At 54.5% G+C, this 23553-nt stretch carries 16 protein-coding genes; 11 read left to right on the top strand and 5 right to left on the bottom strand.

Translation table 11 applies throughout. The features are described 5' to 3' along the window. Window positions 1–377: 377 nt before the first annotated feature. The 5 genes from F7231_RS16155 (at window position 378) to F7231_RS16135 (ending at window position 8802) form a co-directional block, all read left to right on the top strand. Window positions 378–1544 (top strand): pyridoxal phosphate-dependent aminotransferase, encoded by a 1167-nt coding sequence (locus F7231_RS16155; protein ID WP_166692662.1) that lies wholly within the window; start codon window positions 378–380, stop codon window positions 1542–1544. A gap of 190 nt (window positions 1545–1734) precedes the next feature. Beyond that, complete coding sequence (locus F7231_RS16150) at window positions 1735–3021, top strand: D-alanyl-D-alanine carboxypeptidase/D-alanyl-D-alanine-endopeptidase (protein WP_166692660.1); 1287 nt, start codon at window positions 1735–1737, stop codon at window positions 3019–3021. 129 nt (window positions 3022–3150) lie between these two features. Continuing rightward, window positions 3151–5169, top strand: coding sequence for a beta-L-arabinofuranosidase domain-containing protein (locus F7231_RS16145; RefSeq protein ID WP_166692659.1), 2019 nt, complete (start codon window positions 3151–3153; stop codon window positions 5167–5169). A 67-nt stretch (window positions 5170–5236) separates the two neighbouring features. Beyond that, on the top strand, window positions 5237–7720 hold the full coding sequence (locus F7231_RS16140; protein WP_166692657.1) for a glutaminase family protein: 2484 nt from the start codon (window positions 5237–5239) through the stop codon (window positions 7718–7720). A gap of 128 nt (window positions 7721–7848) precedes the next feature. Beyond that, window positions 7849–8802, top strand: coding sequence for an SGNH/GDSL hydrolase family protein (locus F7231_RS16135; RefSeq protein WP_166692655.1), 954 nt, complete (start codon window positions 7849–7851; stop codon window positions 8800–8802). Window positions 8803–8874: 72 nt separating this feature from the next. On the opposite strand, the gene F7231_RS16130 is transcribed toward F7231_RS16135, so the two are convergent. Together F7231_RS16130 and priA are read right to left on the bottom strand one after the other, a co-directional pair. Next, window positions 8875–9477 (bottom strand): hypothetical protein, encoded by a 603-nt coding sequence (locus F7231_RS16130; RefSeq protein WP_166692653.1) that lies wholly within the window; start codon window positions 9475–9477, stop codon window positions 8875–8877. A 39-nt stretch (window positions 9478–9516) separates the two neighbouring features. Then, window positions 9517–12024: a replication restart helicase PriA gene (gene priA / locus F7231_RS16125; RefSeq protein ID WP_310589335.1), complete on the bottom strand. Its 2508-nt coding sequence runs from the start codon at window positions 12022–12024 to the stop codon at window positions 9517–9519. Window positions 12025–12245: 221 nt separating this feature from the next. Between priA and F7231_RS16120 the strand changes: the two genes are divergently transcribed. The 4 genes from F7231_RS16120 (at window position 12246) to F7231_RS16105 (ending at window position 19204) form a co-directional block, all read left to right on the top strand. Continuing rightward, complete coding sequence (locus F7231_RS16120) at window positions 12246–16166, top strand: SdrD B-like domain-containing protein (protein ID WP_166692651.1); 3921 nt, start codon at window positions 12246–12248, stop codon at window positions 16164–16166. A 100-nt stretch (window positions 16167–16266) separates the two neighbouring features. Continuing rightward, window positions 16267–17283, top strand: a complete 1017-nt coding sequence (locus tag F7231_RS16115) for a YpdA family putative bacillithiol disulfide reductase (RefSeq protein WP_166692650.1) — start codon at window positions 16267–16269, stop codon at window positions 17281–17283. Window positions 17284–17372: 89 nt separating this feature from the next. Further along, window positions 17373–18359, top strand: coding sequence for a bifunctional heptose 7-phosphate kinase/heptose 1-phosphate adenyltransferase (locus tag F7231_RS16110; RefSeq protein ID WP_166692648.1), 987 nt, complete (start codon window positions 17373–17375; stop codon window positions 18357–18359). Between the two features lie 116 nt (window positions 18360–18475). Next, the gene (locus F7231_RS16105) at window positions 18476–19204 is read left to right on the top strand and encodes a serine aminopeptidase domain-containing protein (protein WP_166692646.1); all 729 of its coding nucleotides are present in this window, start codon (window positions 18476–18478) and stop codon (window positions 19202–19204) included. A 15-nt stretch (window positions 19205–19219) separates the two neighbouring features. Here the strand turns inward: F7231_RS16105 and F7231_RS16100 are convergent, their stop codons facing one another. Next, window positions 19220–19741 (bottom strand): GNAT family N-acetyltransferase, encoded by a 522-nt coding sequence (locus F7231_RS16100; RefSeq protein ID WP_166692645.1) that lies wholly within the window; start codon window positions 19739–19741, stop codon window positions 19220–19222. A gap of 78 nt (window positions 19742–19819) precedes the next feature. On the opposite strand from F7231_RS16100, the gene F7231_RS16095 reads away from it, so the two are divergent. Further along, on the top strand, window positions 19820–20248 hold the full coding sequence (locus F7231_RS16095; RefSeq protein WP_166692643.1) for a hypothetical protein: 429 nt from the start codon (window positions 19820–19822) through the stop codon (window positions 20246–20248). Between the two features lie 13 nt (window positions 20249–20261). Here F7231_RS16095 and hemE read toward each other — a convergent pair whose 3' ends face one another. Both hemE and F7231_RS16085 read right to left on the bottom strand, forming a co-directional pair. Further along, window positions 20262–21305, bottom strand: coding sequence for a uroporphyrinogen decarboxylase (hemE, locus tag F7231_RS16090; protein ID WP_085411189.1), 1044 nt, complete (start codon window positions 21303–21305; stop codon window positions 20262–20264). 108 nt (window positions 21306–21413) lie between these two features. After that, window positions 21414–22079 (bottom strand): Rossmann-fold NAD(P)-binding domain-containing protein, encoded by a 666-nt coding sequence (locus F7231_RS16085; protein WP_166692641.1) that lies wholly within the window; start codon window positions 22077–22079, stop codon window positions 21414–21416. Window positions 22080–22217: 138 nt separating this feature from the next. On the opposite strand from F7231_RS16085, the gene fabF reads away from it, so the two are divergent. Continuing rightward, window positions 22218–23471: a beta-ketoacyl-ACP synthase II gene (gene fabF / locus F7231_RS16080; RefSeq protein ID WP_085411191.1), complete on the top strand. Its 1254-nt coding sequence runs from the start codon at window positions 22218–22220 to the stop codon at window positions 23469–23471. Window positions 23472–23553: the final 82 nt, after the last annotated feature.

The following is a 23553-nucleotide window of genomic DNA, read 5'->3' as shown; positions in this document are numbered from 1 at the left end:
TAATGTATGTACAACTATGTGTGCCTATGTACGCAATTCACCCCGGTTTCGGTTGCACTTTTATAATCTTTTAATCTAGCTATAAGTATACTAATAAGGTAAACTATATAGACAAAAGTAACATTGGTTTTATGCTCAGTTGCTTACTAATTAGCTTGTTAGGACCAGCACTGGGGCTGTATAACGCTGACTGGATGCCAGCAAAATTGATTGAATCAGATTATATTTTGCATTATACTAATTAAGCAATACATAATTTTTAATTATAGTTTGAAATAAGAATTATAGTTTGAAGATTTGACAAAAGACAATAGCAAAACTTGTTATTCAATCAGCCAATCTTCAATTCTACTTCTACAACCTAACAAGCTAAGTCAATGAGTTTATCACGCCGCAACTGGTTAAAAGCCAGCAGTCTATTTACCGCTACGCTCGGTCTTGGTCGCTGGAACGCGTCGCAGGCAGCACCGGGCGCTGCCTTGCCTGCTATGCCTGCCGAAGCCTTTACGAAGGAGCACCTGGTTTTGCCTCCATCGGCACCTAAGCTACGGGCACGGTTGCTGGCCAACGAGAATCCATTGGGTATTGCGCCAAGCGCGAAGAAGGCAATTATCGATTCGGCCAGCTCGGGGAATCGCTATGCGTGGAGCGAGTTCGGGCCAATGAAAAAACTCATTGCCGACAACGAAGGCATCAAGCCTGAGCACATCATGATGTCGCCTGGTTCGTCGGATATGTTACTAGCGGCGGCCGAACATTTTGCCAAGGGCGGTGGCACCATTTTAACCTGCCGGCCAACGTATGAAGATCTGCTCAAGAAATCGACCCTGTTTGGCGCTACGGTAAAGGCCCTTCCACTAACCAAAGAATTCCGGTTCGACCTGCCCGCTATTCAGGCCGCTCTGACGCCCGACGTGAAGCTGGTGTACATCGTAAACCCGAACAACCCAACCGGCACCATTCTGCCGCCTGCCGAACTCGAAGCGTTTTGCCGGGCCGTAGCGCCTAAAGCACCTGTTTTCATCGACGAAGCATACATCGATTTCCTGTCGCCAACCGATCGGCCGATGCTGGGCAAACTGGTTGCCGAAGGCCTGAACGTCATTCTGGCACGTACGTTCTCTAAAATTCACGGCTTCGCGGGGTTGCGTCTGGGTTATGCCATTGCCCAGCCAGCTATGCTCGAAGCCATGCATCAGTACATCGGTGCCGAACACGACGTCAGCGTAACCACGCTGATGGCCGGCATTGCCAGCTACCAAGACATTGCCTGGCAGAACCATTGCCGCACCGAAAACGCTAAAGCGCGCGATTTCACGGTGAAGGCACTAACCGAAATGGGGTACGAGATCATTCCGTCGTACGCCAACTTTATGCTGTTCCCGATCCGGATGAAGGGCAAAGCGTTCAGCGAGCAGATGATGGCACAGGGCATTGGCATTCAAACCCGCGACATCGACGGGCAGCCCTTCTGCCGGGTCAGTATCGGCACCATGGAAGAAATGGGCATGTTTGTCGACAGCTTCAAGAAGGTAGTTGGCTAACCAACCAACGGAACACTAAAGCAAGCCGCTTTCAGCTTACGCTGAGAGCGGCTTTTACGTATGGCAACACCTACCAGCGACTAATACGGCTGGATTTGCCTTCTTCTGCTTTTGCCCTTGACCGATTACCAAAATCGGTGCATAGCTTTGGGTTTTACGCCAGCGCGTTAACGCCGGCTGTCTGTAGAGTATGAAAACATATGTGTGGCTGGTTTTGCTGGTCGTTATCGGAATTGGTTGTTCACCCGCCCGGCGACTTAGCCGTGAGTTACATACGAAAGCCCTTTACACCGATCATTTTACGGGTGTGGCGCTGTATGATCCGACGAAGCAAAAGATGGTGATCGCCTACAATGCCGACAAGCCATTCACCCCCGCTTCGAACACCAAGCTGTTTAGTTTTTACGCGGGCCTGCTCACCCTGCACGACTCGTTGCCCGCCTTCAGGTACGTTGTCCGGAAAGGCGTTGGTCAGACTGATTCGCTCATTTTCTGGGGAACGGGCAACCCGTTGACCCTGCACCCTGATTTACCCGATACCACGTTACTGGCCTTTCTGCGGAAACGGCCGGAGCAACTCTTTTTCTCCCCCGCAAACTACAGTGGTCCCCGGTTTGGCGCGGGCTGGGCCTGGGACGATTACAATGATGACTACTCACCCGAACTGGCCCCACTGCCTCTTTTCGGCAACGTCGTACGGTTCGCCACAACACCCTCGTCGGTCAGCACGGTTAGCCCCCGCCGCTTTGCCGATAGCATTCGGGTAGCCAACCCGGGAAACAGCGTGCGTCGAAGCGAGTTCGGTAATCAGTTTACGCGCCCGGTCACTGCTCGGGCAGGCCGTCAGGATGTGCCGTTTCGCTGGTCGTCCGCCTTGGCTGCTCAGTTACTTTCGGATACACTCCGCCGACCCGTTGGCCTTGTGCAGCTACCCGTACCGGCCGATGCGCAACTGGTGCGTGGCTTCCCGACCGATTCGCTTTACAAACGAATGCTACAGGTGAGCGACAATCAGTTTGCCGAACAGGTGCTATTTATGGCATCTGCCGAACGCAACGCCACCAGCCTGGCCCCGGCGGTCGAATTGCGCCGCGTGGCCGATAGTCTGCACAACCCGGTCGGTAGCGCCCGGTGGGTCGATGGATCGGGGCTGTCGCGGTACAACCTGTTTACCCCCACTGTGTTGATCGACCTGCTTAAAAAAATTAGTGCCCTTGTACCGCAGCAACGCCTGTTTATGTTGTTGCCCGCCGCTGGTCAGTCAGGTACGCTGGCCTCGATCAGAACAGGCGGCCAACCGTATGTGTTTGCCAAGTCGGGGTCGATGACGGGCGTGTATAACCTGAGCGGCTATGTACGCACGCAACGCGGTAAGATCCTCTACTTCAGCATTATGCATAACAATTTCACGCAACCGGTCAGTGAAATACGTCGCCGTACGGGCGAGTTGCTAAAGACGATTCACGAGCAGTTCTGAGCATTTTCGGCGCGTTGGCCAGCCAGTGGCTACCCGGTCGATGTAGGGTAAGTTAGCCGGCTTGTGTCTTTACATAAGCAGACGTACCTGGTTCGATCAGGGTGGTTCGTCGTCAACTTATCGTTCGCTATGCGCATCGCCATTTTTGTCCTGCTAGCTTCCCTCCTGGGCCACTCTACCACGCTTTGTGCGCAACCAACGCAGCCCATTGGCAACCGCGCGCCGCTGGCTCCAACCAGATACCGCGAAATGCCGCTCGGCACCATCAGGCCGCAGGGCTGGCTACGTACCCAGCTCGACATCATGCGCGACGGCACCACGGGGCACCTCGACGAGTATTACTGGAAGATCAAAAATGATAACGGCTGGCTCGGTGGTAGAGGCGATGGCTGGGAAGAAACACCCTACTGGCTCGACGGTGCCCTTCCGCTCGCTCACCTGATCGGCGATAAGCCACTGCTCGATAAAGTAAACCGCTACATCGACTGGGCCATTCAGTCGCAGCGCCCATCGGGTTATTTTGGGCCAATTACCAAAACCGAGCGCGACGGAAAGCCCCTCACCACCTGTGATCAGGGCGAAGACTGGTGGCCCCGTATGGTCATGATGAAGGTGTTGCAGCAGCACTACCAGGCTACCGGCGATAAGCGGGTGCTTCCGTTTATGACGAAGTATTTCCGCTACCAGTACGACAACCTGAAAAACTGTCCGCTGGGGAAATGGACGGAATGGTCGACGGCGCGGGGCGGCGACAACCTGATGTCGGTGTACTGGCTTTACAATACGACCGGCGACAAATTCCTGCTGGACCTGGGTAAGCTGCTGAGTCAGCAAACAACGCCCTGGACACAGTTTTTTGGCGGGCGCAACTGGGTGATGCAGGCGGCAGCGCAACAAAACGGCGACGCCTGGATGAACCGCCACGCCGTAAACGTGGGCATGGGCCTGAAACTCCCCGCCATTCAGTACCAGGCCAGTAAAAACCCCACTGACCTGCAGGCCCTAAAAACTGGCTGGAACGACCTGATGTTACTGCACGGGCTACCTCACGGCATGTTCTCAGGCGATGAAGACCTGCACGGCAACGACCCCACGCAGGGCATTGAACTCTGCGCCATTGTTGAAACCATGTTTTCGCTCGAACAGGCCATTGCTATCACCGGCGACCCAACCTACATGGATGCGCTCGAACGCATGACGTTCAACGCCATGCCCACCCAAACCACCGACGATTACAACAGCCGGCAATACTTTCAGATTGCCAATCAGGTGGAGGTGAGCCGGGGCGTGTTCGATTTTTCGCTTCCTTTCGAGCGGGGCATGAACAACGTGTTTGGTCCCTATGCCGGGTACACCTGCTGTACCGCCAACATGCATCAGGGCTGGACTAAATTCAGCTCGCACCTGTGGTACGGCACCAACAACGGGCTGGCCGCGCTCGCCTACGCGCCCAATACGCTGACAACCACTCTTGGCGGCACAAAAATCACTATTCGGGAAGAAACCGGCTACCCCTTCACCGATCAGATCCAGTTCACGATAGATGCACCCAGGGCAATGGCTTTCCCGTTTGAACTCCGCATTCCGGGCTGGTGCAAACAGGCCACGATCTCGCTCAACGGAAAGGTGCTCCACACCAGTCAGGGCGGTCGGATCGCGACGTTGCAACGTACTTGGCAACCCGGCGATGTGGTTACCCTTACCTTGCCCATGACCGTGACAACCAGCAACTGGGCCAAGAATTCGCGCAGCGTTGAACGGGGCCCCCTGGTGTTCGCCCTGCACGTACCAGACAACACCACGAAGCATGAGCTGAAAGAAGAAGGTACGTATTACGAACTGAAACCAACCGGCGACTGGAACTACGGCCTACCGCAAGCGGTGGTGAAAGACCCCGCTGGCAGCACCACCATTACCCTAAAACCACCAACCGGCTTTGTCTGGAACGCCGCCAATGCACCCATCACGATCACGACGAAGGGCCGCAAAATACCCGGCTGGAAGGCTGGCAACGGGGTAGCCCATCAGCCGGTGTCGGCTCGCGACGGAATTTACAAAGGAGACGTAGCCAAACAGGAAGAAACCATCACGCTGATTCCGTATGGCTGCTCAAAACTCCGCATTGTGGCTTTTCCGGTAGTCCAGTAATGAGTAGCCGCCCCAACCAACCGCATTTATCGTCTCAACAGGTCTAATTTCTCTAATCCACGTTTGCATGCGCGTTTCTTCACTTCTTCTTTCCGCCCTGTTCCTGACAGGCCTGAGCCAGGCCCAAACGCTGCGCCCACCCGCCTATCCACTCGTTACCCACGACCCTTATTTCAGCGTGTGGAGCACCACCGACAAACTCACCGACTCACCCACCCGCCACTGGACCGGTAAGGCGCAGTCGCTGGAAGGCATTGTGCGGGTCGATGGCAAGTCGTACCAGTTTTTGGGGGCGGTGCCCACCGCCTACCAGCCCATTCTGGCAACCGGCGAAACTCGGCCCTTTACGGCAGCCTATACGTTTTCAAGGCCCGATACCACCTGGCTGAAACCGGAGTACGATGCCAAAGGCTGGCAAACCGGCCCCGGCCCCTTCGGCGATACGCCCGAGGCGAAAACCCGCTGGGTTAATAGCCGAACCAACAAGGATGGCATCTACTACCGCCGCGAATTCAATTACGACGGAAAAGCCGACCCGGCGAAACTGCTGCTCTCGATCAACCACGACGATGCTGTGACTGTGTACCTGAATGGCGTCGAGATTCTGAAGAAATCGGGGTACATCAGCGAATACATCAACCTGCCCTTGTCGGCGGCTGGGCAAAAAGCGTTGCGGCCGGGCAAAAACGTGCTGGCGGTGCATTGCGTCAGTCCCTATGGCGGTTCGTTTATCGACGTGGGCATTGTAAACCCGATCGTATCGACGGCCATGACCACCGCCACCCAAACGGCGGTGAAGGTATCGGCTACCCAGACCGAGTATAGCTTTACGGCTGGCCCTGTAGTGCTGAACGTCAACTTTCTCTCGCCTCTCTTACTCGATGAACTGGAGGTAGCCGCCCGCCCGGTCACGTACCTGACCTTCACGGCCCGTTCTGCCGATGGCAAGCCACATGCCGTACAGCTCTATGTTGGGGCGGCCGGTACACTAGCAACCAACTCCCCCGACCAGGAAGTGGTAGCCAGCACGGGCAACACCGCGGGGCTGAGTTGGGTGAACCTGGGTACGCAACAGCAGGCCGTACTTGCCCGAAAAGGTGACAACGTGCGCATCGACTGGGGCTACGCCTATCTGGCCGTTCCACAGCAGACTAAAGCCCAGGTATCGCCCGGCCCGCTCGACGAACTGAAAAACCAGTTTACGAGTCAGGGAACGTTGTCGGCGGGCAAGGCATCAACGGCGCCCGCGCGCGACTACGGTCTGGCCGTTAGTTTTCCGGTGGGTACGGTAGGTACGTCGCCGGTAGAGCGGCACCTCATGCTGGCCTATGATGACATGTATGCGGTGCAGTATTTCGGCAAAAACCTGCGGGCCTGGTGGCGGCGCGACGAAAAAACGACGATGCCCGACCTGCTGCAAACCGCCGAAAAAGATTACACCCGACTGAAACAAAAGAGCACCGCATTCGACGCTAAACTATACGCCGACGCCCAGAAAGCAGGCGGCAAAGAATACGCGGATCTATGCGCACTGGCCTACCGGCAGGCTATTGCGGCCCATAAAATTGTGGCGGGCCCTGCGGGTGAAGTATTCTTCCTGTCGAAAGAGAATTTCTCCAACGGCTCCATCGGTACGGTCGATGTAACGTACCCGTCGGCACCGCTTTTCCTGCTGTATAACCCAACCCTGCTGAAAGGCATGATGGAGCCGATCTTCCAGTATTCAGAAAGCGGCAAATGGACCAAGCCTTTTGCCGCCCATGATGTAGGGACGTACCCACTCGCTAACGGGCAGACCTATGGCGAAGATATGCCGGTGGAAGAATGCGGTAATATGCTGTTGCTGGCCGGGGCCATTACCGGTGCCGAAGGCAATGCCAACTACGCGAAACAGCACTGGAAAACGCTGACCACCTGGGTCGAATACCTGCGCAAGGATGGGTTCGACCCCGCCAATCAGCTCTGCACCGACGACTTTGCCGGCCACATTGCCCGCAATGCCAACCTATCGGTGAAAGCCATTCTGGGTATTGCTGCCTACGGACAAATGGCCGCTAAACTGGGCGATCAGGCAACAGCGGCCACGTACCTGAAAACTGCGCAGGACATGGCGGCCAACTGGCAGAAACTTGCCGCCGACAACGGCCACTATGACCTGACGTTTGAGAACGCCAACGATACCTGGAGCCAGAAGTACAACCTGGTTTGGGATAAGCTCCTGGGCATGAACGTGTTCCCAAAAACGGTGGCGCAAACCGAAATTACCTACTACCTGACCAAGCAGAAACCCTACGGCCTGCCCCTCGACAGCCGACGTACCTACACTAAATCGGACTGGATTATGTGGACCGCTACGCTGGCCGACTCGAACGCCGATTTCCAGACGTTTATCAAGCCAGTCTGGAAGTTCGCCAACGAAACGCCGTCCCGTGTGCCGCTCACCGACTGGCACGAAACCACCGACGGCAAGCAGGTTGGTTTTCAGGCCCGCTCGGTGGTGGGTGGTTACTATGTGAAAATGCTCGAAGGCAAACTACTACCGCGTAACTAATTAAGGCTGGCGATAGGCTGCTTTTGGTGTAATGTGTTGCTGACGCCTAGTCGAAAAGCTCGCATGCGAAGCAATAGACTTCACCAAAAGCAACCTGCCCCACCCCTGATAATCAACTAACCGGCCTGATGCATTCAATCCTCCAAATACGTATATCGGTGCGCTGGTTACAGCTCGTTTGCCTTGTTACCCTGACGATTGCAGGCAGTTATGCACAAGGACCGCTTCCGGCTGGGGTGCGGCGGGTGCTTTTTCTGGGCAACAGCATTACCTACGCAGGTACGTATGTGAGTTATGTCGACGCTTATGTGAGCACGCGCTACCCGCAACGGAGGCTCGAATTCATCAACGCGGGCTTGCCCAGCGAAACCGTTTCGGGCCTGTCGGAAGAGGGCCATGCCAACGGGAGATTCCCCCGCCCTGATTTGCACGAACGGCTGGCCCGCGTACTTACACTCACGAAGCCCGATCTGGTCATAGCCAGCTACGGCATGAACGACGGCATCTACCTACCCTTCGACGAGCGCCGGTTTCAACAATTTCAGGATGGAATCAACTGGTTACATAGCGAGGTCATCAAGGCAGGGGCGCAGGTTATTCACCTTACCCCACCCGTTTTCGACGACATGAAGGGCCATAAACCAGGCTATGCCGCTGTACTAGACCGCTATTCCGACTGGCTACTCGATCAGAAAACGGCCCAAAACTGGGCGGTGATCGATGTGCACTACCCCATGAAGCAATTTCTGGACAACCAGCGAAAGGCTGACTCGACCTTTGCGCTGGCCAAGGATGGCGTTCACCCCGGCGAGTTGGGGCACTGGCTGATGGCAAAAAGTGTGCTGCTTGGTCTGGGTGAAACAGCGGTTGCCGACGCACCGGATATACAGACTGCTATGGCACCGATCCCTAACGCCGCCCAACTGGTAAAGCTCACTGTCGATCGGCAGACCATCATGAAAGACGCCTGGCTCACGGCCACCGGCCACAAACGTCCCGGCATGAACGTCGGCTTACCCCTCGATCAGGCAAAAGCCAAAGCCGCCGAGCTTGACGCGCAAATCAAGGCGCTCTTACGTTAGAAGAAACCTGGTTGGGTAAGGCTTTCTCATAGAGATAAGCCCTTAAAAATTACCTGTAAAGCACTTGTGGTCTTACTTTTTCTTTTTGGCGGGTTTGCAGGTTTTACAAAACTCGGCCAGTTCGCTGATTTCCTGTTTAACGGCGGCGTGTAGGGGTTGCAGCTCTGTTTCTTTTATGCCGATATCTGATAGAGCACCGGCATTGGCATGGCGTTCGGCCAGTTCTTTTTGCAACGAATCATAGATCGGCTGCAAAAAATTGACGCTCGAAAAAGCGCCTTTCTCTTCGAAGATCCGTTTCCTGAATTTCCGGGCGTATAGCTCTTGCAGGTCGAATTCGTAGCGGGCGAAAGTCAACAAACTGGCCGCCGTTGAGTTATCCGGAGCAATGATATAGGCGGCATCCCGCGTGAAGGTGCACTTAACTTTTGAGTTGAAATTCTTGGTAAACATGAACTCGTAGGCGCTCATGTAAAATGAAAAATCCATGGCCGCCGTCGAATGCAAACTGTAGGTAGTACCCTGACCTATTTTGGTAGACTTCGACTGAAAATCAGTAAACTGAAGCGTGTAACCTTCATCCCACTCAATGACATTTTGCGCCTGGCTATTGGCCGATGCCAGCAGAAAGGCGATACTGGCAACTACGTTCAAAAGATCAACACAACGAAACATAACACGTTGATTTATATTGGCTTGAAATAAAGGTCGTCACTACAAACAATCCACATCGATAATCACGCTGACGGCGCGGAGGCCTTTGTCGGTGAGAATATCGGTGATGCAGCTTTGAATAAATGCTTTTACCGCTTTAAAGTTGATTTTCTCGCGTTCCAGCTTAATCAGAATATCATAGAGAAACTGGTTCCGAATGCGTTCAACGAGTGGTTGTTCGGGGCCAAGTACCCGCTCGTCGCCGAGTTGAGCCGCCAGAGTGGCCCGCAATACATCGGCCGCTTTTTTGCTCACCCGCTGATCGGTGTGCCGAACAGTTAACTTGATAAGGCGCGAAAACGGCGGGTAATTGAAGTCACGGCGCTCCACGATCTCTTCGTCATAAAGGCCGAGGTAATCGTTATCAATAATTTTCTGCAACACCACCTGCGACGGATCACTGGTTTGAATCAGCACGCGCCCCTGCCGGTCGGCCCGTCGCCCGGCGCGGCCACTCACCTGAGTCATCATCTGAAACGCCCGCTCGGTGGCCCTGAACTCCGGCCAGCGGATGATTCGGTCGGCGTCGAAAATACCGACGAGGCTAACGTTATCGAAGTCTAACCCTTTGGTAATCATCTGGGTACCTACCAGAATATCGACATTCCCACCTTCAAACTCACTGATGATCTGCTGGTACGCATTCTTGGCGCGGGTAGTGTCGAGGTCCATGCGCTGAATCCGGGCGGAGGGAAACAGAATCTGTAGCTGGTCTTCCAGTTTTTCGGTCCCGTACCCCACCGTTTTCACCTTGGTTGATCCGCAGGTAGGGCACACCTTGGGTACATCCTCTTTATGGCCGCAATAATGGCAGCGCAGTTCGGCGGCCCGCTGGTGGTAGGTCAGGCTAACGGCGCAGTTGAGGCACTGGCTGGTCCATTCGCAGTCTTCGCATTGCAGGTAGGGCGAATAACCGCGCCGATTCTGGAACAGGATACTCTGCTCACCCCGCTCCAGGTTATCGGCCAGGGCGTTGAACAGCGCCGACGAAAATTCGTTTTTCATCGTTTTCTGCTTCCGCTCCTGCTTGGTGTTGATCAGCGAAATAAACGGCAGGTTGGCGTCGCCGTACCGTTGAAACAGTTCGACCAACCCGTAGCGTCCCTGCTTGGCCTGGTAATAGGTTTCGATCGACGGCGTGGCCGACCCCAGCAACACTTTGGCCTGTTGCCAGTGGGCCAGCATCATGGCTACATCGCGGGCATGGTAACGCGGAGCCGGGTCGTGCTGCTTGTAAGAGGTTTCGTGCTCCTCGTCGACAATAATCAGGCCGAGGTTGTCGAACGGTAAAAACACCGCCGACCGCACGCCAATGACAAACTGAAACTGACCCGAAACAACGCCTTTCCAGACTTCTACCCGTTCGTTATCCGAGAATTTAGAGTGGTAAATACCCATCTTGTCGCCGAACACTTTTTGCAGGCGCACCACAATCTGGGTAGTCAGCGCAATCTCGGGCAGGAGGTACATCACCTGCGAGCCGCTGGCCAGCACTTTCTGGATAAGATCGATGTACACCTCCGTTTTACCGCTGCCTGTAATGCCATGAAACAGCACGATATTCTTCTGGGCAAACTCCGCCATAATGCTGTCGGAAGCGGCTCGCTGGGCGGTAGTTAGCACAATCTCTTTCTGGGGCGCAAAGGCGTCGGAAAACCGGGGCTGAATCAGTTCGAAAGCTTCAAACACACCGTTTTTCAGCAACGTACCCAGCGACGACTGCGAGAGTTCGTCGTCCTGATTGAGGATGCTCTTATCAAGGCCATTTTCGTTCAGGGCGGGATTCCGTTGCATGGGTACGTGGCGCAGGTACCGCATCACAACCTCTTGCTGCTTAGGTAGTTTATCGAGCCGCTGTAATAAGGCCAATAACTGCTCGGGCTGTTCGTAATTCTTGTGAAGCTTCACCTTACGCACCATTTTAGGTACGTATTTTTCTTTCACCTCATCAAAAACGATCACCGCCCGCTTGCCTACCAACGATTTTATAAGGGCGGGTACGTTGGCCTCGCCTACCTGCCGACCCAGTTCTTCGTACGATAACGACGGGTGCTTTTTCAATTCTTCGAGTAAAACCTCCTCCTGCTCAGTAAGCAGGTCGGGATGGTCGAAGTCGGGGTTGTACTGCACCTTTGACCGGCTCGTGATCTTAAGCCCCGAGGGGAGCGCTACGTTCATCACCTCGCCAATGCAGCACATATAATACTCGGCCATCCAGGTAAACAACTGAAGCTGGTAACCCGTCACAAGTGGGTATTCATCAAGGAGTTCGAGTACGTATCTGGCCTGATAGTTTTGGGGCGGGTGGTTGTGCAGGCCGGCAACCACCGCCGTAATAACTCTACTTTTTCCGAAAGGAACGATAACTCTGGCCCCAATTTTGATAAGCGACGCCATCTCTCTTTTCACCCGATAAGTAAATAGACGGGGCACAGGAATAGGCAAAATTAAGTCAACAAATAGTGTGACCTCTTCTTCAATGGTTTGCGGAAATAGTGTGTTTGACACAATTTTTTGTTACCAATAATAAATAATAGTGTACTTATGAATCAACCAGCTTTTCGGTTGGCAAGGAAATTGTCACATGGCCTACTAACATACGCACCTTATAGATAGAGTATAACCCCCTAATATCTACCAATTAAATATACAGTGGGTTACTTGTAAGTGCTTGTTAAGTAAAAAAGTGTCGTATCGCTCCGGCACTCAAGTGAAAATCAGCCTTAATAATGAAACACATCTATCCACTCTTTACGCTCCGTCTGCTGACGGCAGCGGTGCTCATACTGTATGCCTCAGCGGCTCACGCTCAGATCAGCGGAACTGTCTACCGAGACATCGATGCGAGCGGTTCACATACCATCAACCTACCAGTTGAGCCGGGTGTTCCCAATGTAACAGTAAACGCCTACGTCAATTTCAGTTTATCGCCAATTAGCGTCACCACGAATGCCAATGGCGGTTATATGTTCACCGCCGAACAAATTCCGCCACAGGCGAAAGTACGAATAGAATTTGCTTCGATAGAGGACGGTTTCTTCTTCGGCCCCGTTGGCTTGAACAGCCAGACAAACCTGCGCTTTGTCACGGCCCCCGCCACGGAAGTCAATTGCGGCATCAACTACCCAACCGACTATTGTCAAAACGGAGAAGTCAGCATCATCTTGCCTTGCTTTGTCAATGGCAACCCGCTCACAACCGTCAACGCCAATGGGCCCGTTAGCCCAGAGAACCAGGCGGCCAATGCCGATGTGCTGGTTTCGTTTTCCGTTGATGCTTCCGGACTAGCGTCGGGCACCAATTTTCCGCCGGTGCATCTGGCTTCAGCCGGTGAACTAGGAGCCGTTTGGGGTATTGCCTACCTGCGAGCTGAACGAAAAGTATTGAGTAGTGCCACCATTAAACGGCATTCCGGGCTGGGCCCTCTGGGAACAGGTGGCATCTATGTAACTGATCTGACCACGGCAACATCGACCCCATTCGTTGATTTTCAGGCTGACCTCGGTATTTCAACCGGTGCCGATCCACATTCGGGTCTGAACCCCGACAAAACGCAGCCCAGCGCTGACCCCGGTCCCATGAGTGTGCTGGGTAAAAGCGGTCTGGGTGGCATTGACCTTTCCGACGATAGCAAAACCCTGTATGTTGTCAATATGCTCGATCGGAAACTGTACGGCGTTTTTATCGACTCGCCAGCCCGCAAACCCAGCCCGGCCGACGTTAAGTCATGGCCTATCGACCAGTCAGGCTGCCCCAATGGCGACTTCCGGCCCTGGGCGGTGTACAACTACCGAAAATACGTTTATGTAGGTGGGGTTTGTTCAGGCGAAAACCGCAGCTCGAAGATCGGGCAATACAACTCAGCCACGGAAGCATTGGCCGCCACACTACCCGACACGGCCGGTCTGAAAGCCATCATCATGCGCCTAGACCCGCGTCAGGGCGATGCCGCTACGTTTCAGACGGTGCTGAGCTTTCCGCTTACGTTTCAGCGCGGAGCCGCTGACCTCACCGACAATTGCGCTGAGTTCAACTACTGGCTTCCCTGGACCAACGAGTTTCCGCTGGGTTGTAACAGCACTGGACAATTTGTGATGTGGCCGCAGCCAATGGTTACCGACCTAGCTTTCGACGATAACGGAGACATGGTCATTGGCATGCTCGACCGGTTCGGGCACCTGGCCGGTGTACAAAACCACAACCCAAATGGAGAAGGGTCGTATAACGGTTTCACGGGCGGCGATATCCTGCGGGCCAGTGTATTGAACCCCGATCGATCGGCTTATAAACTGGAATCGAACGGCTCGGTCGGTGGCCGCACTGCCGGATCAAACACCATTCCGGGATCGGGCGAAACCATGTCGCCCCCTTACGCTACCACCACAGGCAACTTCGTGGTTTCCGGTGTGGGCAATAACCAGGGACCGGGCGGCGGCGAATTCTATTTTAACGACCAATGGTATTTCAACGTAGCCGGGCGCGTTGCCCATGACGAGACAACCAACGGCTCGCTGATGATCCGCCCCGGCTCGAACGAAGTCATGACGTCGGTTTTTGACCCAATCACCGACGTGTACCAATCGGGAGGCGTGCGAATAATGAGTAACCTCGACGGCACCGTCAAGCGCAATTACGCCTTATATGGCTTCAATACGCCGGGTTCGTTCGGCAAAGTATCGGGGCTGGGCGACGGTAAAATCCTGTGCGACCTCCCCCCCATCGAGATTGGCAACCGCGTCTGGTTCGATGATAACCGCAACGGTGTTCAGGATGCCTACGAACCAGGCGTCGACGGCATTGCGCTGCGGTTGTTCGACATGAGTAGTGGCAGTGCCGGCATAGAGGTAGGCAGCACCACAACGGCCAATGGTGGGTTGTATGTGTTCAATAACGGTAACGTACCCATCGGTCTGCAGTTTAACCGAAACTACCAGATTCGGATGGATGTGGGGCAGCTACCCGCCCTCGACCTGTCGGCCACGATGCCAGCGGGTGGTTCAGGCCGAAACGGGCGGCGAGCCAGTACAACCCGCGACTATTACCTGTCGCCGCAGGCACAGGGAACAGCTCCCGGCAGTGTCACCCGCGACAGTGACGCGTCGATTATCGGTTCAGACGCGGTCATTAGCCTCACAACGGGTGATTTCGGTCAGAACAACTACAATTATGACCTGGCCGTGTACGCCTGTCCGTCGATCACGACTGAGCTCGAAGCCCTGTCGGTCTGCGCCGATGCGGCTACGATCCCAGCCATCCCCGTCACCGGTCAGAATTTCGCACTGGTAGATGATCTGCGGTTTGTTTATTTCACCTCGCCCCAGAGCGGCACGGCCATGTATGAAGGCGGTACTGTGCTGGCAACCTACACGCCCGGTAACCCGGCGTCAGACGTTACGTCGCTAACGGGCGCCGCCATCTCAACGGCAAACGCAACGGGCGCGCCCATCGAGTACTACGTCTACGGCATTGTGTACCCCACGCCGGTAAATCCAGACTGCCGCGTCTCGTCGCTGTCGAAGCTGACTATCCTGCCTAAACCCACTATTTCGGTAACGCCCACGTCGGCTACCCTGACCTGCAGTGAGCCAATCGCTACATTAGCAGCCCAGGACCCTACGCCACGGACTATATACACCTGGTATAGTCCCAGCAGCAGCACGGGGACCGAAAATCCTACACTGACCGTCAGCACACCGGGTGTTTATACCCTGACCGGCTCGCTGGATGGCTGTGCGGGTGATGTAGCAACGGCAACGGTGATCGAAGACAAAGGCCTCGGTACCGTGTCGGTCAACAACGTAACGTTGACGTGCAGCACCACGGTGGCGACCCTGACGGCCAGTGTGGATGGTGTACCGGCTGCTTACCCTGTTTTCTGGACCGGCCCCAACGATTTCACCAGTACGGCCAACCCAATCGCGGTTGATCTTGCAGGTACGTATACCGCCTCTATCACGCTACCTAACGGTTGCACCGTCGCCTCCGACCCAGCGTCGGGTATTGTAACGCAGGGCGACCTGACGCCCCCTTTCCTGGACGCGTTCGGTGGTATCAAATTCTGCCCGACCTGTTCGGTCACCCTGGTCGCCGAAGCGAGTGGCGTGTCGTTTTCCTGGACCGGGCCCAATAACTTCACCAGCACCGAACAATACCCGGTTGTTCAGGATGAAGGGCAATACACCGTAACCGTAACCGATTTAGAAACCGGCTGTACCGAGTTCCTCGACGTTGTTGTTGAACGGTTAACGTCTGATGCCTGTCCGGTGCTAACTACAGATACACCCTCATTAACGGTCTGCTCGGGCGATCAGGCCCCGGCAGTTACTGTTACAAGCAGTTCGTTTGGACCCGCTCAACAGGTTCAGTTTGTGCAGTTCACTTCACCGCAATCAGGCACGGCTATATACACGGGGGGCACCGTACTCAGCACCGTAACGCCCGACCTGAACAACCGGGCCGTGTTACTGCCTGCTATTCTATCGGCTCAACTGGCGTCAGCTACCACCCAGCCCCTATACATCTACGCTATCGTTACACCAGCCCCCGCCACAATGGAGAATGGCTCCCCGGAATGCTGGCCATCTGCACTGCTGACGGTTACCGTATCGAAACCGGTATGCCCGCCAATTGGCGTGACCCGCCTGCGATGAGCTGATTGGCCTGTATATGTTTCCTGAAACGCCCCGAAGAAAACCTTTGGGGCGTTTTTTTGCGTTACCCTACTAAACGTAAGCATACACCTCAGCCAATATGACAACAACCTCGCAGCCCGTCGACGTACTCATTGTAGGTGCTGGCCCTTGCGGACTTGCCGCCGGTATCGAAGCCAGTAAAAGTGGGCTGAGCCATTTGATTCTCGAAAAAGGCTCTGTTACCGAGTCAATTCGGCGCTATCCGAAGTTGATGCGCTTCTTTTCGACGGCCGAAAACATCGAGATTGGTGGTATCCCGTTTCCTGTATCAAGCGTAAAAGCCAACCGAAACGAAGCGCTGCAATACTACCGTAAAGTAGCCGCCTACTACCATCTGAAAACCAAGGTGTTTACCGAGGTACAAAGCGTGCAGAAACAGGGCGATATCTTCCGGGTCCTAACCACTAAAGGCGACACGTTTTACGCCTACAAAGTCATTTTGGCCACGGGCTATTTCGACAAGCCGCGTTGGCTGGGCATTCCCGGCGAAGACGGTCCCCAGGTGTCACACTATTACGACGAGCCATTCAAGTACTCGTTCACAAACGTGGTGATCATTGGCGCCTCAAATTCAGCGGTCGAAGCAGCTCTCGAACTGTACCGCCACGACGTAGACGTAACGGTAGTGCACCGGGGCGACGATTTCCGGTCGACGGTGAAGTACTGGCTAATCCCCGACGTAAAAAACCGGGTGAAAGAGGGCAAGATCAAAACCGTTTTCGGCAGCTGCGTGACCCGCATCAGCCAGGATGCCGTACGGGTACACAACCTGAAATCAGGAGAAATAACAACCATCCCCGCCGATTTTGTCCTGATTCTGACCGGCTACACACCTGACTCCGACTTATTGCAGCGCTGCGGCGTTGAGTTAGACCCGGAGACCCAGATTCCGCAGTATAACCGCACCACCTTCGAGACCAACGTACCTGGGCTGTATGTGTGTGGTACCGTACTGGCGGGCATTTTCACCGAAAAAGTGTTTATCGAGAACGGCCGCGAACACGCTCAGGCCATCATCGATCACATGATGGGTCGGGAGATCCACAAGGTGAACGAACTGGTGCAGCGTATATAAACTGGTTTGTCGTTTGCGGTTGCTCCGCTGAGAGCATGCTTTTTTCTTCTAGCGGAGCAACCTCAAACGACAACCTGTAGTTTTGCGCCATGAATACTCTCCTTCCCGATTTATTTGCCCAGTTCAATACCCTGCGCGTACTAGTTGTGGGCGACGTTATGCTCGACGCTTACGTATGGGGCCGGGTCGACCGGATTTCCCCCGAAGCGCCGGTTCCGGTGGTAACGGTAAATCGTCGTGAGGTGCGGCTGGGCGGGGCAGGTAACGTGCTGCTTAATGTGCAGGCGCTGGGGGCCGAGGCCATCGTTTGCTCCGTCATCGGCACAGACAGGGCTGGCGATCAGCTTCAGCAACAACTGACCGAGCGCGGCCTGAACTGCGACGGTCTGATTCGGTCTGATTCACGTATTACCACCATCAAGGAGCGCATCATCGCGGGGTCGCAGCAGGTAGTCCGGGTCGATACCGAAACGGATAAGTACATCACCGATACCGAACGTGCCCAACTCATCGACACCGCCAAATCGCTGATTCCCGGCTGTCAGGTCGTTGTTTTCGAGGATTACGACAAAGGGGTGCTTAGCCGCGAGGCCATCGCCGAGATCACGGCCTTTGCCAACGAGCAAAACGTACCCACGGTGGTCGATCCAAAGAAACGGCACTTTCTCGACTACGAACACACCACGCTTTTCAAGCCCAACCTGAAAGAGCTTAAAGAGGGCCTCAAGGTTGATTTCGACGTTGACCAGCCGGGCGAGTTAGCCAGGGTAGTGGCCCAGTTAAAAGACAGGATGCATCTATCAGGTACGTTGATTACCCTCTCGGAGCGCGGTGTTTACATCGATCTGGCCGGCGAGCAGGCAAAGCTACCTGCACATGTTCGCAAAATTTCTGACGTGTCGGGGGCGGGCGATACCGTGATCAGCATTGCGGCCTGCTGTGTAGCCCTTCATCAGTCACCGCAGCGCATTGCGGGCCTTTCAAATCTGGGTGGCGGGCTTGTGTGCGAAAGCGTTGGCGTTGTTCCCATCGACAAGACCCGGCTGTTCGACGAAGCGGTCCGTCTGGGCGTTTAGACAACCGGTATACGTAATTGTCATTTCCGTCGACCGGCTCTCGGCCACCCAATGGTGCTCTGCGTAGCCCTGACGTTATTTCTCTGGCCTTTCTCTCTTCCGTTAACGTACCCGCAATGCTCCGCCTGCTGGCTACTTGTTTTGCTGCGTTGGCCTTTGCCACCAGCCTGCACGCTCAGTCACGACCTGACCGTACAGAAGCCCTTTCCCTATTCGACTCTGCCCGGCAGCGGCCTGTGCCGGTGATTATGTACCGGACGGTCGAAAAAAAGGCGGGCAAGGCAAAACTGGCTATTATCAGCCACGGCTATGGTGGCAAGTACACAGACTACTCGTTCATCGCCACCACACTGGTTCGGCTTGGCTATGTAGTTGCCAGTATTCAACACGAAGTACCGGGCGATGAGCCCATTGCTACAACGGGAAACCTTCGAAAAACCCGCCGCCCAAACTGGGAGCGGGGCGTGGCCTCAATTCGTTTCGTGGCGCAAACGCTACGCCGTACCGACCCTACTATCGACGGTCATCAGCTGCTGTTAGTAGGCCATTCAAACGGCGGCGATATGTCGATGCTGTTTGCTGCGACGTACCCGGCCGAAGTAGCCAATGTGATTTCGCTGGATAACCGACGGATGCCCCTGCCACGCACCAAACGCCCCCGCCTGCTTTCGATCCGTTCCATCGATCAGGTAGCTGATCCCGACGTCCTGCCTACACCCACTGAACAACACACATTCGGCATCACCGTTGTCCAGCTTCCTGTTCTGCACAATGATATGTGGGATGGGGCTACCGACCAACAAAAACGGGCAATGACCGACGCCATTACCCGTTTTCTACAGTAGGTTTTACCAGATACGTTACCGAAGGTTGGCGGCCGATCGCCAGACATATCGTAAAATAGTGGCCTGACCACCGCCGGGCGTATCATACTGCTCAATCCGAATGCATTGCCCTCCTACCCGGTCATAAAACTGAATGGCCGACTGGTTAATCTCATACACAACCAGATGAAAACCGGGCTGCGTAGCCTGCGGTATTACCTGCCGGGCGGCCTCCCGCATCAGGCCCAGCCCAATACCCTTTCCTTTCTGGCCCGATGCCACATGCAGGTTGTCGATCAACGTACCCAGCTGCGGGTCTTCGTCGAGGTACAGGCAGATGAAGCCGCACAACGCTCCGTTTTCTTCAGCCACCAGAATACGCTGGTTAGCGGCTGGTTCAGCCAATCGGCTCGACCAGACCGCCAGGCGATCCTCAGCGATATTGCCGTCGAGGTAGTCGTCGCGCAGAATGCCCCGGTACGTTTGCCGCCAGCTTTGGGTATGGAGCGCAGCAATCGCATCGGCGTCGGAAAGCTGGGCAAACCGGTAGGTTATCATGATCGTAGAATAAGAACAGTCTACCTGTACTAAGTTCGGTCGGTCTAATTGGTACATTGGTAACAAAACAAGACACGCATGAAAATCTCGTCGTCCCTTTTCGTGGTGCCATTCCTTTTTGCGTGCGAGAAACCCATCTCACCGTTCACTATAAACCCGGTTCAGGTTTATACGCCTACTGAATTGTCTGTACAGGCTACGGGTAGTTGTGACGTTACGCATCTCTGGGAAGGAAAAACGGTTAATGTGGCTGGCCATATCGAAGCACTCAACCTGTTTAGCAACAAGTTTTGGCTCTATGACACGGATGGACGAGGCTTCGTTGAAATCTATTACGCAGATCCCTCGGCCCAGTCAGGCCGCGACATATACGAGTTCGCCAAAGCCAATACTGGACGAGCAATAACCATTACCGGCTTAACAGTCGGTAACAGCATGCCCACGCAGTCGAGTTGCCGGAAAGGACTGTCGATAACAATTGCCAACAAGACAGCGATCAAGTTTTAAAACGCCTGATCTGTTAAACCGAAAATTCTTTCACCGCGTCGATAAACACGCGCACGTGATCGGGATTGGTGTCGGGATAAACGCCGTGGCCGAGATTGGCAATGTGGCGCTGAGGCCCAAACGCGGTGAGCATCTGCCGCACTTCAGCCCTGATCTGGTCAGGGGTAGCATACAGCACACAGGGGTCCAGATTACCTTGCAGCGTTTTGCCGGGAATCAACTCCCGCGACTCAGCAATGCCCATGTTCCAGTCAAGACCGACCACGTCGCAGTTGAGTTGCCCGATAGCCTCACGAGCAAAGAACGCCCCTTTGGCAAATACGGTAATGGGCGTATGTCCCACCTCGGCGTCGGCCTTGATGGCATCACAGATTTGCTGGATGTAGGGTAGTGAAAACGTATTGTACTGGTCAGGTGACAGAATCCCGGCCCATGAGTCGAACAGTTGGACCAGATCGGCACCAGCACGTACCTGCGCCTTCAGATACGTAATCGTACTGTCGGTAATCTGTTGCAGCAAAGCATGCGCGAAAGCGGGATCGGTGTAAAGCAGCTTTTTGGCTACAGAAAACGTTTTTGATCCTTTACCCTCGGTCATGTAGCAGAAAATGGTGAATGGTGCCCCGGCAAAACCCAGTAGCGGCACCCGGCCGTTCAGCATCTGCTTGGTGATGCGCAGGGCCTCGAGCACGTACCCAAGATCCTGTTCAGCATCGGCGATGTGGAGGCTATCCAGATCGGCCATTGTGCGCACCGTGCGTGGAAAAACCGGCCCGCGTTGCTCCACCATTTCGTAAGGCAACCCCATGGCTTCGGGCACCACCAGAATATCCGAGAAAATGATAGCCGCATCGACGCCGAGCAAATCAACGGGTTGAACCGTGACCTCGGCAGCCAGCTCGGGCGTGGTAGCCAATTTGATAAAGCTGCCTGCCTTTTCGCGAACAGCCCGGTATTCGGCCAAAATTCGGCCTGCCTGACGCATCAGCCACACGGGTGTCCGCTCAACGGCCTCGCCCCGAGCCGCCCGGAGCACTAAATCGTTTTGTAAATTCATGCTACAAATATCGGAAGGGAGAGAAGAGAGTTAAGAATTAACCGGTAAGAATTAAGCGTTGCTTTGCTAACGCACCGTCTGGTTCATCAGCAAAGCAACGCTCAATGCTTACCGCTCTTCTGCCAACGCTTTAATAGCAGGCACTTCCAGTACCCGCCGTTGTTTCCCCTTGCCAACCGAATTGATCATCGCTCGCCCTATTTGGTTTAGTGTAATGACAAATGAAGGGGCCAGTCTGCGCACAATGGGGTATAGCCAGCTGATGTATCTGTAATAACTGTTTGTGTTTTTCATACCCGGCATTGAATGGATATACCCCGGCCGGAAATTGAACACTTGCTTGAAAGGAAGTGCCATCAGGTCATTTTCAGTTTTGCCCTTCACCCGCGCCCACATTGTGCTTCCCTTTTCGGTACTGTCGGTGCCCATTCCTGAGACATAACAAAATGTCATATCGGGGTTTCGCTGACTCAACAGCGTGGCCATGTGCATTGTCAGCGTGTGGGTAAGCCGGTAAAATTCGGCTTCTTTTAACCCAACAGACGACACACCAAGGCAGAAAAAGCAAGCATTATACCCCGTCAGTTGAGCGGCAACTGCCGACAGGTCGTAAAAATCAGGCACAATAAGTTCGCGCAGTTTGGGGTGCACCAACCCCGTAGTTTTCCGGCTTACGCTCAGCACATCGCTAACCCGATCGTCGAGCAAGCATTCATGTAAAACACCTTCGCCAACCATTCCTGTTGCGCCGGTCACTATCGCCCTGATTGTCATGATTGCCTGGGTAGAAAGACAGTTTACTCATTAATTTTGGTAGAACTACTGCTGTCAACTAGTTGTAGTAACGATTAACAATTTTTCTAATTCCCCGAATCCACCCATCTTTGCGATATATTAATGCATACCCCTGTTATGGAGTTGAAACGAGTTGTTGTGACGGGCCTCGGTGCCCTTACCCCCATTGGAAATACCGTTGAGGAATTTTGGCAAGGTCTGAGCACCGGCACCAGCGGAGCCGCACCCATCACTAAATTCGACGCGTCCTTATTTAAAACACGCTTCGCCTGCGAGGTGAAAGGATTTGATCCGCTCAATTATTTCGACCGGAAAGAAGCCCGCAAGATGGATGGGTACGTTCATTACGCCATCGTAACGGCCGATCAGGCCATTGCCGACGCCGGTCTGCTGAACGAAGGTATCAACAAAGAGCGGGTCGGTGTAATCTGGGCGTCGGGTATTGGCGGTTTGCATAGCTTCCAGGAAGAAGTATTGGCTTATGGAGCAGGGGGTAAAGTGCCCCGATTCAGCCCCTTCTTTATTCCGAAAATGATTGCCGATATGGGTGCCGGTATGATCTCGATCCGCCACGGGTTCATGGGCGTCAACTTTGCGCCGGTATCAGCCTGCGCTTCGAGTACCCACGCCATGATCGATGCCTTTAACTTTATCCGGCTGGGTAAAGCAGATGCCATCGTAACGGGCGGCTCCGAGTACGTAATCACCGATTCGGCGCTGGGCGGCTTCAGCAACATGAAGGCTCTCTCGGAACGTAATGACGACCCACAGCGCGCCTCACGGCCCTTCGACGCCAACCGTGACGGCTTTGTGCTGGGCGAAGGGGGCGGCGGTATCATCCTGGAAGAATACGAACACGCCAAAGCACGCGGCGCCAAAATCTATTGTGAACTGGTTGGTTCGGGCGCCACAGCCGATGCCTATCACATGACGGGTACACACCCCGAGGGGCTTGGCGCGGCCAACGCCATGCGCGAAGCCCTGCGCGAAGCAGGTCTGCAACCCGACGACGTAGATTACCTGAACGTACACGCCACTTCGACCCCAATCGGTGACGTGTCGGAAGCCAAAGCGATTGTAAAGGTGTTTGGCGAGAACCCAACCAACCTGAACATCAGCGCTACTAAATCAATGACGGGTCACTTGCTGGGTGCTGCCGGTGCCATTGAAGGTGTAGCGGGTATCCTGGCCATGCAGCACGGTCTGGTTCCGCCAACCATCAACCTCGACAACCGCGATGAGAACGTACCTGCCGGCCTTAACCTGACGCCCAACGTAGCGCAGAAAAAGACCGTCAACGTAGTATTGAGTAACACGTTTGGCTTCGGCGGCCACAACGCTACGGTGTTGTTCAAGCGTTTCGAAGAGTAGAAAAAGCTGACTGATAACTAAAGTCCAGGGTCTAACCTTATGCCATTTCACAGGTGGTCCAGGGTTAGGGTCTGGACTTTAG

The organism is Fibrivirga algicola (genome assembly GCF_011742925.1).
GTDB lineage: Bacteria > Bacteroidota > Bacteroidia > Cytophagales > Spirosomataceae > Fibrella > Fibrella algicola.
Note: the sequence above shows the minus strand (reverse complement) of the source record. Positions and strands in the feature narration are given on the sequence as shown.

Bases quoted from the DNA above. Each gene is read 5' to 3' on its own strand.
- F7231_RS16155 (WP_166692662.1), top strand. From the start codon at position 378: ATGAGTTTATCACGCCGCAACTGGTTAAAAGCCAGCAGTCTATTTACC.
- F7231_RS16150 (WP_166692660.1), top strand. From the start codon at position 1,735: ATGAAAACATATGTGTGGCTGGTTTTGCTGGTCGTTATCGGAATTGGT.
- F7231_RS16145 (WP_166692659.1), top strand. From the start codon at position 3,151: ATGCGCATCGCCATTTTTGTCCTGCTAGCTTCCCTCCTGGGCCACTCT.
- F7231_RS16140 (WP_166692657.1), top strand. From the start codon at position 5,237: ATGCGCGTTTCTTCACTTCTTCTTTCCGCCCTGTTCCTGACAGGCCTG.
- F7231_RS16135 (WP_166692655.1), top strand. From the start codon at position 7,849: ATGCATTCAATCCTCCAAATACGTATATCGGTGCGCTGGTTACAGCTC.
- F7231_RS16130 (WP_166692653.1), bottom strand. From the start codon at position 9,477: ATGTTTCGTTGTGTTGATCTTTTGAACGTAGTTGCCAGTATCGCCTTT.
- F7231_RS16120 (WP_166692651.1), top strand. From the start codon at position 12,246: ATGAAACACATCTATCCACTCTTTACGCTCCGTCTGCTGACGGCAGCG.
- F7231_RS16115 (WP_166692650.1), top strand. From the start codon at position 16,267: ATGACAACAACCTCGCAGCCCGTCGACGTACTCATTGTAGGTGCTGGC.
- F7231_RS16110 (WP_166692648.1), top strand. From the start codon at position 17,373: ATGAATACTCTCCTTCCCGATTTATTTGCCCAGTTCAATACCCTGCGC.
- F7231_RS16105 (WP_166692646.1), top strand. From the start codon at position 18,476: ATGCTCCGCCTGCTGGCTACTTGTTTTGCTGCGTTGGCCTTTGCCACC.
- F7231_RS16100 (WP_166692645.1), bottom strand. From the start codon at position 19,741: ATGATAACCTACCGGTTTGCCCAGCTTTCCGACGCCGATGCGATTGCT.
- F7231_RS16095 (WP_166692643.1), top strand. From the start codon at position 19,820: ATGAAAATCTCGTCGTCCCTTTTCGTGGTGCCATTCCTTTTTGCGTGC.
- hemE (WP_085411189.1), bottom strand. From the start codon at position 21,305: ATGAATTTACAAAACGATTTAGTGCTCCGGGCGGCTCGGGGCGAGGCC.
- F7231_RS16085 (WP_166692641.1), bottom strand. From the start codon at position 22,079: ATGACAATCAGGGCGATAGTGACCGGCGCAACAGGAATGGTTGGCGAA.
- fabF (WP_085411191.1), top strand. From the start codon at position 22,218: ATGGAGTTGAAACGAGTTGTTGTGACGGGCCTCGGTGCCCTTACCCCC.